This is a genomic window from Mycoplasma sp. 13536 (genome assembly GCF_055523495.1).
In genome coordinates, this window is record NZ_JBVFVC010000001.1 from 432,810 (window position 1) to 447,754 (window position 14,945).

Annotated in this window: 12 protein-coding genes and 1 other RNA gene; 4 read left to right on the top strand and 9 right to left on the bottom strand. The window is 27.9% G+C overall.

Annotated features, from left to right (window positions below; genetic code table 4):
• Positions 1-165 precede the first annotated feature (165 nt).
• Positions 166-1,758: a type I restriction-modification system subunit M gene (locus AC0B4N_RS01750; protein ID WP_465102169.1), complete on the bottom strand. Its 1,593-nt coding sequence runs from the start codon at positions 1,756-1,758 to the stop codon at positions 166-168.
• Positions 1,759-1,823: 65 nt separating this feature from the next.
• Positions 1,824-4,934 (bottom strand): type I restriction endonuclease subunit R, encoded by a 3,111-nt coding sequence (locus AC0B4N_RS01755; protein ID WP_465102170.1) that lies wholly within the window; start codon positions 4,932-4,934, stop codon positions 1,824-1,826.
• Between the two features lie 189 nt (positions 4,935-5,123).
• Between AC0B4N_RS01755 and AC0B4N_RS01760 the strand changes: the two genes are divergently transcribed.
• Together AC0B4N_RS01760 and AC0B4N_RS01765 are read left to right on the top strand one after the other, a co-directional pair.
• On the top strand, positions 5,124-5,744 hold the full coding sequence (locus AC0B4N_RS01760) for a restriction endonuclease subunit S domain-containing protein (RefSeq protein ID WP_465102171.1): 621 nt from the start codon (positions 5,124-5,126) through the stop codon (positions 5,742-5,744).
• Positions 5,745-5,778: 34 nt separating this feature from the next.
• Positions 5,779-6,303, top strand: coding sequence for a restriction endonuclease subunit S domain-containing protein (locus AC0B4N_RS01765; RefSeq protein ID WP_465102172.1), 525 nt, complete (start codon positions 5,779-5,781; stop codon positions 6,301-6,303).
• 2 nt (positions 6,304-6,305) lie between these two features.
• Here the strand turns inward: AC0B4N_RS01765 and AC0B4N_RS01770 are convergent, their stop codons facing one another.
• Both AC0B4N_RS01770 and AC0B4N_RS01775 read right to left on the bottom strand, forming a co-directional pair.
• Positions 6,306-7,106, bottom strand: coding sequence for a tyrosine-type recombinase/integrase (locus AC0B4N_RS01770; RefSeq protein WP_465102173.1), 801 nt, complete (start codon positions 7,104-7,106; stop codon positions 6,306-6,308).
• Positions 7,107-7,137: 31 nt separating this feature from the next.
• Positions 7,138-8,181 carry a restriction endonuclease subunit S gene (locus AC0B4N_RS01775; protein WP_465102174.1) on the bottom strand — a complete coding sequence of 348 codons (1,044 nt, stop codon included), beginning with the start codon at positions 8,179-8,181 and terminating at the stop codon, positions 7,138-7,140.
• A gap of 3 nt (positions 8,182-8,184) precedes the next feature.
• On the opposite strand from AC0B4N_RS01775, the gene AC0B4N_RS01780 reads away from it, so the two are divergent.
• Positions 8,185-8,670, top strand: a complete 486-nt coding sequence (locus AC0B4N_RS01780; RefSeq protein ID WP_465102175.1) for a restriction endonuclease subunit S — start codon at positions 8,185-8,187, stop codon at positions 8,668-8,670.
• A 1-nt stretch (position 8,671) separates the two neighbouring features.
• Entirely contained in the window at positions 8,672-9,130 is a 459-nt protein-coding gene (locus AC0B4N_RS01785) for a restriction endonuclease subunit S (protein WP_465102176.1), read from the top strand.
• On the opposite strand, the gene AC0B4N_RS01790 is transcribed toward AC0B4N_RS01785, so the two are convergent.
• From AC0B4N_RS01790 to AC0B4N_RS01810, 5 genes are all read right to left on the bottom strand, one after another.
• The gene (locus tag AC0B4N_RS01790; RefSeq protein WP_465102177.1) at positions 9,110-10,588 is read right to left on the bottom strand and encodes a type I restriction-modification system subunit M; all 1,479 of its coding nucleotides are present in this window, start codon (positions 10,586-10,588) and stop codon (positions 9,110-9,112) included. The genes AC0B4N_RS01785 and AC0B4N_RS01790 overlap by 21 nt on opposite strands.
• A gap of 294 nt (positions 10,589-10,882) precedes the next feature.
• Complete coding sequence (locus tag AC0B4N_RS01795; protein WP_465102178.1) at positions 10,883-12,508, bottom strand: GmrSD restriction endonuclease domain-containing protein; 1,626 nt, start codon at positions 12,506-12,508, stop codon at positions 10,883-10,885.
• Positions 12,509-12,681: 173 nt separating this feature from the next.
• Positions 12,682-13,052: a transfer-messenger RNA gene (gene ssrA / locus AC0B4N_RS01800) on the bottom strand.
• A 4-nt stretch (positions 13,053-13,056) separates the two neighbouring features.
• Positions 13,057-13,494 (bottom strand): SsrA-binding protein, encoded by a 438-nt coding sequence (smpB, locus tag AC0B4N_RS01805; protein WP_465102179.1) that lies wholly within the window; start codon positions 13,492-13,494, stop codon positions 13,057-13,059.
• A 252-nt stretch (positions 13,495-13,746) separates the two neighbouring features.
• Positions 13,747-14,931 carry an IS30 family transposase gene (locus tag AC0B4N_RS01810; protein ID WP_465101920.1) on the bottom strand — a complete coding sequence of 395 codons (1,185 nt, stop codon included), beginning with the start codon at positions 14,929-14,931 and terminating at the stop codon, positions 13,747-13,749.
• Between the last annotated feature and the right edge of the window lie 14 nt (positions 14,932-14,945).

Sequence of the window (14,945 nt, forward strand, 5' to 3'; positions counted from 1 at the left end):
TAATTAAATATAGCATGCAAAATTTTATTAAACACCCAATACATAAAATTGTATATTTTATAAATCGAAAAATACCACAAATAGTATAGTGGTATTTTTCGATTTAGTTTTAGTAGATTTTTTAATTGTTGAACTAATGTAATTATTGTTTGATTTTTAAAATATCTAACTAGTTTTCAAACTTTCAAGATCTTTAATAATTTGATCTATCGCTATTCTTAAGTCATTTGCCTTTTTAACTGTTTGATCAATTTGCATATTTAAAGTTTTAATATCAATTTTTTCTCTTGTGTCTTCTTTTTGTACATAACTTGAAACTGATAAGTTATAGTTATTTTCTTTAATTTCTGTGTTTGAAACTACTTTGGCAAAATAGTCAATATCGTCACGTTTGACAAAAGCATTAAGAATATTTTGAATATTTTCTGGGGTTAACTTATTACTATTAGTTACCTTTACAAACTCATTACTTGCATCAATAAATAAAATATTATTATCGGCTTTGGATTTCTTTATGACCATGATTGTAGTAGCAATTGATGTTCCAAAGAATAAATTGCTTGGCAATTGGATTAAGGTATCAATATAATTATTATCAATTAAATATTGACGAATTTTTTGTTCAGCTCCGCCACGATACATAATACCAGGGAAACAAACAATAGATGCTACACCTGTTACATCCAAGTATGCTAATGAATGCATAATAAAAGCAAAATCACCTTTAGATCTTGGGGCTAATACACCAGCTGGAGAAAAACGTTCATCATTAATTAAAAGTGGGTTTTTGTCACCGTCTCAATCAACAGAATATGGAGGATTAGAAACAATTACATCAAATAAAATTTGGTTACCGTTATCATTTGCAAAATATTGAGGATTTGTTAAGGTATTTCCAAGAGCAATATGAAATTTATCATAACCTACATTGTGTAAGAACATATTCATTCTACATAAGTTGTATGTTGTATAGTTTAATTCTTGGCCATAAAATCCTTGTATATTATTATTGCCAAGTATTTTAATAGCTTGTAATAGTAATGAACCTGATCCACAAGCTGGATCATAAATATTTTTAATTTCAGTTTTGCCAACACTAGACAATTTAGTTAATAATTCAGAAACTTCTTGTGGTGTATAAAACTCACCACTTTTTTTACCACTATTTGCAGCAAACATACCAATTAAATATTCATATGCATCACCGAAAACATCAATACTAATATCATTATAATCGCCAAATTTTATATTTTTAATATTATTTAAAAACTTAACTATAGATTGATTTCTATGTTCTACAGTTTGGCCAAGTTTTACATCATTTAAGTCTATATTATTAAATAACCCATTGAAATTACTACTTGCTTTTTCATTACTACTTGCTGATTTAGAAATGTTCTTAAAGATATCCCCTAATTCAATATTTAAATCTGGATTGTTTGTTGCTCTTTTAACTACATTTGCAAATAATTCAGAAGGTAAGATAAAGAAACCTTTATCCTTAACTATTTCTTCTTTTATTTCTTTTGCTTGCTCGTCAGTTAAATTTTCATAATTAAAATCAATATCACCTATATCATGTTCATCTTTATTTATGTAATTTGTTAAGTTTTCAGAAATATATCTATAGAACATGAAACCTAAAATATATGGCATTAGTTCGATACCTGTTAATTGACCACGATGATCATTTGCTGCTTTTCATAAATTTCTATGTAATTCATCTCTGTGCATTAAATTTTCTTTATCATTATTCATATTAACCTTCCTTTTCTATAATTTAAATATTATTAAGTTGTTTTATTATAACATATTTTAGACTTTTAATCCTCAAGCATTATATATTCTGCTTGCTTAATTACATCTTTAATAGCTGACTTTTGATATTGTGGAGGATAATTATATTTCTTTAAACATTCTTTAATTTTGACCCTCATTTGTGAGCGGGTGGATTCTTTTGACGCTCAATCAGTTAGTGCATATTCTTCAACAACTTCTTTGAGTTCTCTAGCAATGAGGATTAATGTCTCATCACCAAGTAATTCTAGAGCATCTTTATCCCGTGCTAGTGCATCATAAAAAGCCCTTTCACGCCCGAAGACTCCGAGTTTTTGTGCTTCGTATTCATCAGCAACCATTTCACTGGCAAAATTAGTTAGTTGTAAAATTGTTAAAGCAGGTGTAAAACTTGCATCACGACCATGGTATTCTTCAAGAATTCTTCTGAGCCTTTTTGAATATTCTTGTGATTTAAAGTAATTGTGTCTACGAGATTCAGCAATTGCTCTTTGTAGTAACTTTTGCACTATTTCGACAAAGATATGGGGAGGATTGCTTTTACGTAGTTGATCGATTTTTTCTTTTGTTAATAATTCAATTGCATTAAATGATGATTTTTGCTCTGCTGTTAATGATCTTACTTCATCACCTTTTATAGCTTCCGCTAGTAACTGCGATACATATTCATTCATCTCTTTGGTGGATATAATACCAGGTTTGTTACGAAGTTTTAAAATATAACTTCGTATAGCTAGATAATAAAGAATGTCTTTTCTTTCTTGTTTGGTAACAATTCCGGCACAAACCACAAATGCTTGTTTTAAGGAAAGTGATAAATCAAACATAAAGGGATCTTCGCGTTTTGCTTTATCTTCTAAGATAAATTGTGCACCTTCTTGAATTGCACGAAATCTAGTTAAAGAATCCTTGGCCCAGAATTTATCTTTTGGTAATTTATGAAACCATTCATTAAGGATACTTAATTTTTCTTTGATAACGTCATATATTTCATTTTTAATATCTTGGATGTTGTTTTCTTTGTCACGAAGAGTATATTGATCTAAGGCTTCTTCTAATGCACTATTTAAGCCAATATAATCAACAATTAAACCAGAAGATTTTCCAGGGTAAACTCTGTTTACCCTGGCAATTGCTTGCATTAGGTTATATGATTTTAAACGTTTAATAAAATACATAACTTCTAGATCTGGTACATCAAAACCAGTTAATCACATATCACAAACAATTGCAATCTTGTATTTAGAAGTATCTTTTTTAAATTCGTCACCCAATTCTTTACGCAATGCATTATTACCAAATAATTTTCTTAGCTCTTCAGGGTCTTTGTTTGACTCAGTAACAACTAAGATAGTGCTATCTTTGTATACTGGATATTGAGATATTATTTCTTTATATAGTTTGGCTGCTGCTATTCTAGTTTGACAAATAATCATTGCTTTGCCATTAATAATTCCCTTACGGTTTTCATAATGTTCAATAATATCACTTGCAAAAACTTTAATCATGTCATGGTCTTCAAGTATTTGTTTGATCTTAGACATTTCATTTTTTGAACGTTCGATGGATTTTGCATCAGCTTGCTGCGTATTTTCTAAATCTTTGTAATATTGGTCAATTTCTTTGAGTACCTCATCATTAGTTCAAACCTTAGCTAACCGTGATTCATAATACAATTTAACTGTTGAACCATCAATTATTGATTGGGTCATATCATATGCATCAATTATTTCGCCAAAAATATCTGTTGTTTGTTTTGTTTTAGTTGATACTGGAGTTCCTGTAAAACCAATAAATGTTGCATTAGGTAGAGCATCTCTAATATATTTCTCAACACCATATTTAAAAATTGCTTCCATCTCTTCTGTTTCTGCATTTTTTTCATATGAAACAGTTTCATAAATTCCGTAGTGGCCACGGTGAGCTTCATCAGCCATAACAATAATATTATTACGCTTGTTTTTTGGTAAGTGTTCTTTATCAAATTTAGCAATGGTACTTAAAATAATCCCGCCCTGTTTAATATTTGAAAGTTTTTTAACCAAATCTTCACGTGAACTTGCAATTACAGGCTCGCACTTTAAATAATCTTTAGCACTAAAAAATGTTTTATATAATTGAATATCTAAGTCAATTCGATCAGTTAGTAAAACAATTGTAGGAACATTAAGTTCTTTTTCAATTAGTAATTTATGTGCAAGCATTACCATTGAAAATGATTTTCCACTGCCTTGTGTATGTCAGATAATACCAGCTTTACCATTTCCGTTTGGTTTAACTGTTTTTATAATTGAATTGAGTGCTTTATTAACACCAAAATATTGATGGTATTGAGCCATAATTTTAATTGGCTTATCATTTTTATCAATTATGTAAAAAATGTTATTTTTGATAATGTCGATAAGTCTGTTTTTATCAAATAAACCGTTGATAAAAACATCAAGTTTATTAATATAATCATCATTATAACCTTTTTCACCTGAGACACTCTTTCATTCATTGTAGCGATCTATTTTTGATGTTAAAGTACCCACTTTAGTATCAATACCGTCAGAAATAACTAAAAAAGAATTGTAATTAAATAAAGTTGGAATATCATACCTATAACCATCATGTTCTGAATTAGAACCAAGTTGTGCATAAGCATGTTCTAAAGTTGCTTCTTGAGCATCTTCATTAAATGATTTTAATTCCATCACAATTAAAGGAATACCATTAATATAAATAATAACATCTGGGATTCTGATACTTTTTCCCTCTTGGAATTTAACTTGGTTTGCAACTTGAAAAGTATTATTCTCAGGGTTAGCAAAATCAATAAATCTAATCAAAGGATTTACAAAAAAATCCTTTGATTCAATTGTAATTCCATCAACTAATATTTTATGAAATGCATAGTTCCTTTCGAATAATGAAGGATTATCAAGGTTTTTGACAGTATTTATAGCTTCCTGAATTACATTATCATCATTAATTTTATTAATCTTTATTAATGAATCTCTTAATAAAGATTCATTAATAAAATCATCCAAATTTCTAGTTTGGATTCAATGATCATTATCAATAGTTATTCATTGATAACCTTTTTGTTCAAGTAAAGATATAATACTTATTTCAATGTCTTTTTCTTTTATCATAATTGTAACTTTCTATATTATTTAGTGTAAGTAAAATTATATTTTTAATATTATAGGATTAGGTTATTTTTATATTAAATAGTTCTTATGTATTATATCAAAAAGAAGAGTAATTTTATGCAATGTAAGTGTACATATCATATATGTAACAATATCTAGTTAATTAACACTATCGGCAGTGTTGATGATTTGATAGAGAAAAAGCAGGAAATAATATTAAAAATCAAAGAATATCGCAGAATTAAATTCATGAAATATGCTTCATTATCTAATTTAAAAGAAGATATTTTAGAACACATCGAATTAGAAAATGGTGCCCAACCACCTAAGGAGCAACATGTATATCAACTTATTCCAGGATATGTAAGATTTGTCCAGAACAGAGATTATAGCTCAGATGCACATCTTACATATATTCCAATCTCAAAAAGAAATCATTTATGCAGTATTTCTGATATTATGATGGATAAATATGGAGATGCGGGGGCCGTTAGATATGGTATTGCAGGAGCATTTAACGTAGCTTTGTTTAAAATTATTCCTAAAAATTTTTACGAAATAGAATATATTAGAGATTTTCTATCACAAAAGAAAATAAAAGACTTGTTATATTTATCATCACAAGCATCAACTAGACCATCTCTAAATGAAAAAACATTTATTGGTATAAAAATGCCATTATTAAGTAAGGATATATTATTTAAATATCAGGAAAGTATGGAAAATATTTTAAATATCGAATTAAAATTAAAAAACGAGATAGAAAAATTAAAACAAATAAAACAACATTTATTAAATAAGTACTTCTAGTTAATTAAGAATATGGGTATTGTTGATAACTTAAATGAAAGCAAAAATATATCCCCTAACTAATATTGTTCAATTTCAAAAAGGCTTTGAGGTTGGTTCATCTAAATATAGTGAAACTAAAAACCCTGGAAAAATCAATTACATTAGAGTTGGTGATTTAAAAACTTTGGGAAATACATTTGTTGATACTTTGGATAATTGCACATATGCAGATTTTGAAGATATACTTGTAGCTTTTGATGGAGCACCAGGGCGAAACAATATAGGTCTAGTTGGAGCCTATTCTTCTGGTATATATAAACTTATTTGTCTTAATGAAGATAAAGGCTTAGTCTTTTTTGAAATAAATAGCAAAATTAATAAACAAATAATTGATATTCATACATATGGAACAACAATAATGCATGCTTCAAAATCAATAAATTTCTTAGTTTATGCTAATGTATCCTATAAAGAAAAACAAATATTAAACTGATATTTCAAGCAAATAATTCAAAACAAAAAGAAGATTAACATTTTAAAGCAAATAAAAGCTAATCTTCTAAATAAATACTTTTAGATTTACCAGTCAACAATTTTATCAACAATTGCTTGTTGTTCTTCGCTAGTTTTTCTAAGGTATATCCTTGTTGTTTCGATTGATTCATGTCCCATGAGATCTGCAAGCAAGGATATATCTTTTCTTTTTTCTAAAAAGTTTTTAGCAAATCTATGACGAAAGGAATGAGGATAAACAACATTTAAATTCATTTTATATTTTTTAGCTAAAACTTTTAGTTGATGAGAGAGTCCTCTGGTGGTTATTTGTTTCTTTGTTTTATTAAGAAACAAATAACCAGTATCCCTATCAACTGAATCATAATACTCTAATGCTTTTATCCGCAATTTCTTAGGTATAAAAATTCTCCTTATTTTTCCTGATTTAGTATATAAATCTATATAACCTCGTTTTAAATGTTCGTATTTAAATTGAATAAGTTCTGAAACTCTAGCCCCTGTTGCTCCTAAAAATCTTACAATAAAATATCATTCATAATTTTGATCTTTAAGTAATTTGTTTTTTAAGAATTCATAATCTGCATCACTAATGACATTTTCAAGGTAACTTTTTTGTTGCAATTTAATAAATTTTAGTTTTAGTTTTTCTTTGTTAATATATTCAAGGTATTTGTTAATACCTTGAATTCTTAAATTTACTGTTTTTCCTTTATAGTTATCAACTAAAAGTGCTTTAAAAGCTAATAGGTTTTGTTTGTTAATTTCATCAAAATATTTAAAGTATAAATCTAATGCAAATTGATATGAATCAATTGTATTTTTTGATAAATTTTGATGAAGTAAAAATGTTTTAAAATCTTTCATTTGGTACCTCCACTATTGAAGGTACCAAATTTTAAAAATATTTATTTAATAATTGTTGTTTTATTTGTTTGAATTTATTTATCTTTTGTCTTAGCAAAGATAATTCATAAATAAATGATTTATATTTTTTATCATATTCTTCAATCTGATTTTCAGATAATTTTGGTACAAGTATTTTTAAGAATGTTTCGTTATTGATTCCAGCCATAGTTGTCCCTACTGAATTTAAATCTCTTTGAATATTAAAATCATTTGAAATAATTATTGCTGATAATAGTGAAATTGGCAATTTGGTAGATTCACTAATACCTAAAAAACCAGTTGAAAAGATCGAATTTTTAACAATATCCAAATCATAACCCGTGAGAATTATTTTTTTATTTGAATCTCTCATTTTAGCAAACCAAACACTATTTTTAATAGGTGTCATGTTTGCTCTTGATGGTTTATTTTCATATGTAATTAAATCACCGCCTGATATAGTATTTATACCATCTACTTTCGAAGTATTAATATAAATTTTTGTATTATCAAATTTATCAATGCCAGATTTTATTATTTGTGGATCATAGTCTTTGATAAACGTTTTTTCTTTAAACTGCTTCAATGATACTGATAAGATCTTACATATTATCTTGATTCTTTCTTGATAATTTTCTATCAAATCATCAACACTGCCGATAGTGTTAACTATGTGTTGTTGGGTATTGAGTGGTGGTAGTGTCAACTCCAGTTCATTTAAATTTTTTCTGGTTAATCTAGGGACTGCAGAACCTTCCCTGTGAACATTTAAGTTTTTTGTTAATAATCAATAATATAAATATCTAGGAATAACTTTTGTAACATCTATTTTAGTATAAAATAACGTATTAACAGTTCAAAAAGGTTTATTAATATAAAAAGGTGTTGCAATTGTACCTACTCTTCCAATTAATACTGATTCTTTATCATATAGGTATTTTGAAGAATATCCAATTATTCCTCCAGTCCCTAAAATTGGTATTTCACTTGAATCAACTTCAACATTTTTTTGATCTTTTCCATAACAAATTTTTAATATTTCTTTTAGTTTCATAATATGAGAACTTATAAAATTAAAGAGATTGCACAAATTATTAATGGTTCAACTCCATCTACTAAAAATAAAGCATATTGAAATGGTGATATTATCTGAATAACCCCATCTGATTTATCATCATTTAATGGCAAATATATTTATACATCCAATAAATTAATTACTAAAGAAGGTTATGATAGTTGTTCAACTACATTAGTTCCTAAAGGTACTGTTTTGCTTTCATCAAAAGCATCAATTGGCTATTTAGCTATTGCAGGGGTTGAACTTTGCACAAGCCAGGGATTTAAATCATTGACATGTAATCCAGGTCTACTTAATAACGAATATATGTATTATTGACTTTCGACAAAAATCGAATTTTTTAGTTCCATATCTAGTGGTGCTGTTATGAAAGAACTAACTACAAATATATTAGAAAACGTCGAAATAAAATTACCAAATTTAAATACCCAACAACACATAGTTAACACTAATTGGAGTTATTAATATGAAATGTAAATTATCTGATATATCGATAATAACAATGGGACAATCACCTAAATCGTCTTCATATAATAGAATCCAAAATGGGCTGCCATTTTTGCAAGGAAGCACTACATTTGGTGATACATATCCATATTTTGATATTTGAACCAGTGATTGGAATAAAGAAGCGGATATTGGTGACATCTTATTTTCTGTAAGGGCACCTGTTGGCCAATTAAATATAGCTAATACTAAAATTGCTATTGGTAGAGGTATTGCTTCGATTAAACCAACAAAGGTATCATCAAAATATCTTTTCTACCTTCTTAAGGCTAATAGAAAAAAATTCTTTACTTCTTCAACTGGAACAATCTTTGAATCTATAAACAAAGATGCACTATTTTCCATTCAATTGAATATACATTCTGATAATGAACGTAACCACATAGTTAACACTATCTTATTTAATCTCTTCTTCTAAAATCTCTTTAACTTTTTCTTCTAGTTCCATGCCCTCCTTCATTAGTTTTAATAATTCAGCAGATGCAACCTTTAGTTGTTCTTTAATCTCTTCTGGAGATAATTTATTTGATTCATCTGCTCCAACATATCGCCCAGGGTTTAAACTATAATCCTGGGCGATTATTTCTTCCAATGTTGCTTTTTTACAAAAACCTGGAAGATCTATTAAAGTATTAGACTTAAAGTCTTTATAGGCTTTAAGGATTTTGTTTATATCATCATCTTCTAATACTCTAATTTTACGAGAAATTAGTTTACCCATTGCATCAGCATTAACAAATAAAATATCTTTATTTGTTTTATCTTTATTTAAGATTCAACATTGCACTGAAATGCTGACATTGGCAAATAATTTATTAGGTAAAGCTAAGATTGCATCAATTTTACCAGATTCAATCATAGCTTTACGAATTTTATAATCATCTTGGGTATTAGACGTTGTTGCTCCATTAGGCATTAAGATTGCAGCTTTTCCTTTTGGAGAGAGCTTTGCATACATTAATGATAATCAAGCATAATTACCGTTTTTTTCAGATGGTTTACCAAAGACTCAACGTGGATCTCCTTGCAGCGAAGGTTTCCAAAACTCTTTTAAGTTGTATGGTGGATTAGCAATTATATAATCTGCCCGCAATGATTTATGTAAATCGTCGGTAAATGTATCACCATTACGATCACCAAGGTTTCCTTCAAGTCCTCTAATGGCTAAATTCATTTTAGCCATTTTTCAGGTTCCAGGATTTGATTCTTGACCAAAGATTGAAATGTTATCAATCTTACCTTGATGTTCTTTAACAAACTTAGAACATTGTACAAACATTCCGCCTGAGCCACAACAAGGATCATAAACTCTGCCTTTATAAGGTTCTAAAATATCAACCATTAATTGAACTACTGATTTAGGGGTAAAGAATTCACCACCTTTAGTTGGAATATATTTAGCAAAAGCTCCAACATAATATTCGTATACTTGACCAAAAAAGTCCCCATCAGCATCTTCCATATTTAAATTATTAGTAAAAAAATCAACTAATTCACCTAAAGCAGTTTTATCTAAATCGCTTTTTGAATATGTTTTTGGCAAAATCCCTTTTAATTGGTTATTATTTTTCTCAAGTAAGACAAATGCATTATCAATTACTTGCCCTAAATTATCTTGTTTGGAATGTGATGCTACATAACTTCACAATGATTCTTTAGGTACTATAAAAACGTGCTCAGCTGTATAATAATCTTCATCTTCTTCGCGTCCATCATTATACTTAATTAATTCATTATATTTAGCGATATATTTATCGCTAACATATTTTAAAAACACTAGCCCTAAAACGATATTCTTATAATCAGCAGGATCAACTTTATCTCTTAGTTTTTCAGCAGCTTTCCATAAGATATCTTCATTTATTATTTGTGACATACCAAATTACCTCCTTTTTATAATAATTTATATATTATACATTAACAATTAAACTATATAAATATTAAATAACTTAATTGTTAATGTTAAATAAGCAAGCTTTTTGCTTGCTTGAATTAAATTTCATTTGGTGGAGATAAGGGCAGACTAGCCCCTAAAATAGATAAAAATTTTAACATTTTAGTGAATTATAAACTATAGTAAATTAGACATGGAAAAATCAACCTAAAGTACTTGAATGATTTTCCATGTCTAATTTCATGTTAACTTTCTGAAAGGTTTTAAAGACTTGTTTTAATTTTTTAAATAAATAACTACACTTGAAGGATCAATGTTGAATTCTTTTAATATATTTTTAGCTAATTTTACTATTCTATCGGCACTAAAACATGTTTCAACAAATACCTTATTTTGAATTTCGTATGGAACATGCATTCCAAAACTAGAATGGCGAATATATGGTTTGGATGTCTTAGTAAGTGTATAATCCCTATCAGCTAATTCATTAAATTTTCCTGGAACTATATCCTTAATTTCATCCATTAGACTTATGAAAAATTGTCTGAAACTTTTAATTGATATTGTTTTACCATTGAATGTATACATTTTAATTTTTGTAAATGCTAGGTTTGGCTTTTCACTAAGGTTATATGTGAGACTGTTATTTTCCCCTATTTCCTGTTTTTTAATATCTATGTTCTTGCCTTTATGCCTATTGCAAATTTTGTGAACAAGCTGTGCATTTTCAAATTTTGTTTGCCCGCCATGTGAATAAGGAACGATATGGTCTATTTCGCCTTCATTCACATCAAGAATTTCATTTTGACAAATAGCACATAAAGATTTTTGGTTTTCGGCAAGTTGTGGTTTTAAATATGTATCAAAAGTTCTTGAATCTTTTTTAAAGGGGTCATCTCCCACTATTGATGATATTAAATGTATTATAGTTAAAATTCTTTTTAGTACCCTATCCCTTGAACCACTAGCAGCGTAACAAGCGTTATGATACTCATCATCATAAAGTTTTTTATAATTAATCTCTTTACGGATGATATCAGATTTTGCAATAAGCTTATTTCTATCAAATAAAGAAAATGCTACCATTATTGAGTCATAAAAAGTTGCACTAAATGTATTTAATATTTTTTTATTATCATAATCAACTGCAGCAAATGCATCAGTGCCAAGCACTTCTTTTACAATACTTAAAGTTTTGCTAAATATTTCTTTGTCTTGTTGGACTTGCTTTTCATCATCATATTGGTGTTCCTTCATGTAATTATTTAGGTGAACTTTCATACTTTGTTTATATGATCCAAAATCAATTAAAGCAAAGAATCTTAAAATTTTCTCTTGATAATTCATTCTATTATTTTCTGACTTAAACATAACTGCTACATTTTGATTTTTAGCAAGTTGGTTAATCATTGAATTATAATATCCACGATATACACAGTTTCTTATTTCTTGTTCTTTTAATGTAACAGCACCTTGATTTAGTCTTTCAAAGATCTCATATTTAACATCATTTGAATCTTTATCAATAACTATGGTTCTAATATCAGTCTCTTCTACAACATTTTGAAGCTTGTCATCTAAATCTTTAAAATATTTCCCTTCTAATTCGCTAAAAACTGCCATTCCTTTTAATTTATATTTATTTCTAATAAAATTTAAGAATGACATAATTCTTTGCTGTCCATCTACCACTAATAATTTTTCATTTTTTTCTTCGCTACAATAAATTGTTGGAAGTGGAATTTTCATTAACGCAGACTCAATCAATCTTGATGATTTTTCTATCGAATAGACAAATTCCCTTTGAAATTCTGGATTTGTTTGAATTCTGCCTTTTTGTTCCATTGTATTAAACTCGCGAATAGTTAAATCTTTTGATTTAAAGTGTAGTTCTTTTTTCATATTTTATTTCTCCATTTTTTAAAAATTTCATGCTAACTTTTTTGTTATATTTTAATCCGCCAGTTTTATTGTAAAAGACAATTTTTACCCCAATTAAATAAGGAATTTTCCTTATTTAATTGGGGTAAATACCTTTTGGTCTAAAATTAAAACTTTTTTTACTTTTGTAATTTTGGTGGAGATAAGGGGAGTTGAACCCCTGTCCACATATGAATACTTAGCTACTTCTACAGTTTAGGTTATTTTAATAATAATATAAGCAAAAAATAACCAAAACAACTTATATTATTATGCTAATCTCATTATTAAGTCGCAACTTTAATAACTATCCTTAAAAGCCTTGTTTAACTAACTTAAGGAGCATTAATTAAACAACTTGCATGCTATTTATTAAGCGAATGCAAGATTTGCTTGTTGTTGGTACATGCTTAATGTAGCAACTTTATCTTCAGATTTTCCGTTTAAGAAAGCCTAGTAGGAATTATAGTCTCCCACACTACTGCAATAACTAAGAACCCATACATGTCGAAACCATTATATCCCCAGATCTAATAGTTTTTTAAGGTTTTGAGAATCTTTTTATTAACTTCTTCTTTAGCGAGTTTTGCCCGTTTGTCGTATTTTTTTAAACCTCTTGCTAAGGCTAACTCTATTTTAACAAGGGAATTCTTGTTAAAATACATTTTTAAAGGAATTAATGTTAAGGGTTGAGATTCTAATTTAAATTTTAACTTACGAATCTCATTTTTATGCATTAGTAATTTTCGATCTTGAGTTTCATTACATTTTACTTGCATATATTGTTTAAAAAATGATTCTTTAAGTCATAATTCATTTTTATATATTGAACAAAATGAATTTGTTAATGCAACTTCAGAAGCCCTGGCACTCTTAACTTCTCAACCAGCTAAGGACATTCCAGCCTCAAATGTTTTTAAAATCTCATAATCACGTTTTGCATTTTTATTTGTTGTAATGATTTTCATAAGTTATTAATATTTTACTATATTTTTTAAAGTTTATATTTATCTTAATTAAATTGTTTTTGTTTCTTTTTTGGAAAAGTCACTTGCGAGATATTAACAAAATAATTGTCTTTTAATTTTAACATAATTTTTATATAAAAAAATGTATGAGAAAACAGAAAACACGGCAGTGTTTTCTCGGCGGTTTTGCTTACTTTTGTCAAAAGTAAGGCCCCTTTGATTGCAATCAAAGGCGGGGGATTTAAAAAATTTTTAGGTTATCTTATATTGCCGTACAACTTGTCGGTAGTTATTTATTTTATCCATCATATAATCAATTTCTTGCTGAGAGTATTTATCTAAGCTTTTTCCTTTGGGAATGTAATACCTAATTAAGCGGTGCATATTTTCTATTGAACCTTTTTGTCATGAACTATATGGTTGGCATTTAAATAATCTTTCAGTTGGAATGACCTGGTGCAATAATACATTCTCACTACCATTATCAACAGTTAAAGTTTTAATGTCTAAGTTATGTTTCTTGATTAGTTTGACAAGAGTTTGTTTGATAGCTTTGGAGTTGCGTTTTGAGAGCATAGCATAAGACATTCTGGTTTGCCGTTCAATTATGGTTACAATACAATATGTATCATTGATTTTACCAATAACGGTGTCTAATTCAAAATGGCCGTGTTCAGAGCGATCATTAATATAAGCTGGACGTTTTGAAATTTCTGTAGCATATTTTAATGTTTTAGGTTTGGTTTGTTTTTGCTTCCTTATGCCATATTTGCCTTCAGATTTTTTAACAATATGGTCAAAATCAAGGAAATAAGGGTATTTTTTAATTATTTTATAAATTGTACTAGGCGAAGGAGCAAATTCATCAGGGGATAATTTTTTAAAAGAATTAACAAGATAGGTAACTGATTTCTTAACTTCTTTTTGCTGCAAATTCTTTTTGTTTCTATTTTTATTGTATGTATTAAGTTCACTATACCAATATTTTCTGTAGGCCTTTCATTTCTCTTTAATTGCATCACTTACAAAAAAGAGTCGCGAAAATGAATAACCTAATAAATGTTCGTATAGTTTAGTAAAATTAAGGGTTTTAACACGCATTACTCTTTTTGAGCACTTAGGACAAACATAGCGATTTTGTTTATCTAAACTAAGTAGTCTGCGATTTGTAATAATTTGGATTTTACTTTTTATACTTCGAATGTCTCTATCAAAAATCTTGGCTACTTCTTGGATTGAGAAGCCTTCAGAAAGTTCTTGTAAAATATTATAAAGTTGTTCTAGATCTATTTGGTCTGATCTTAATTTTCGATGCGACTCAAGAGCTCCTTGCATTTTCAAGATAGTGTTGTAATTCTCTTCGATTTTAAAATGTTGATATTTATTTTCTTTTCGATATTTGTCAAAAACACAAATATATTTTTCTAAATTTTTCATATAATTTTAAAGTC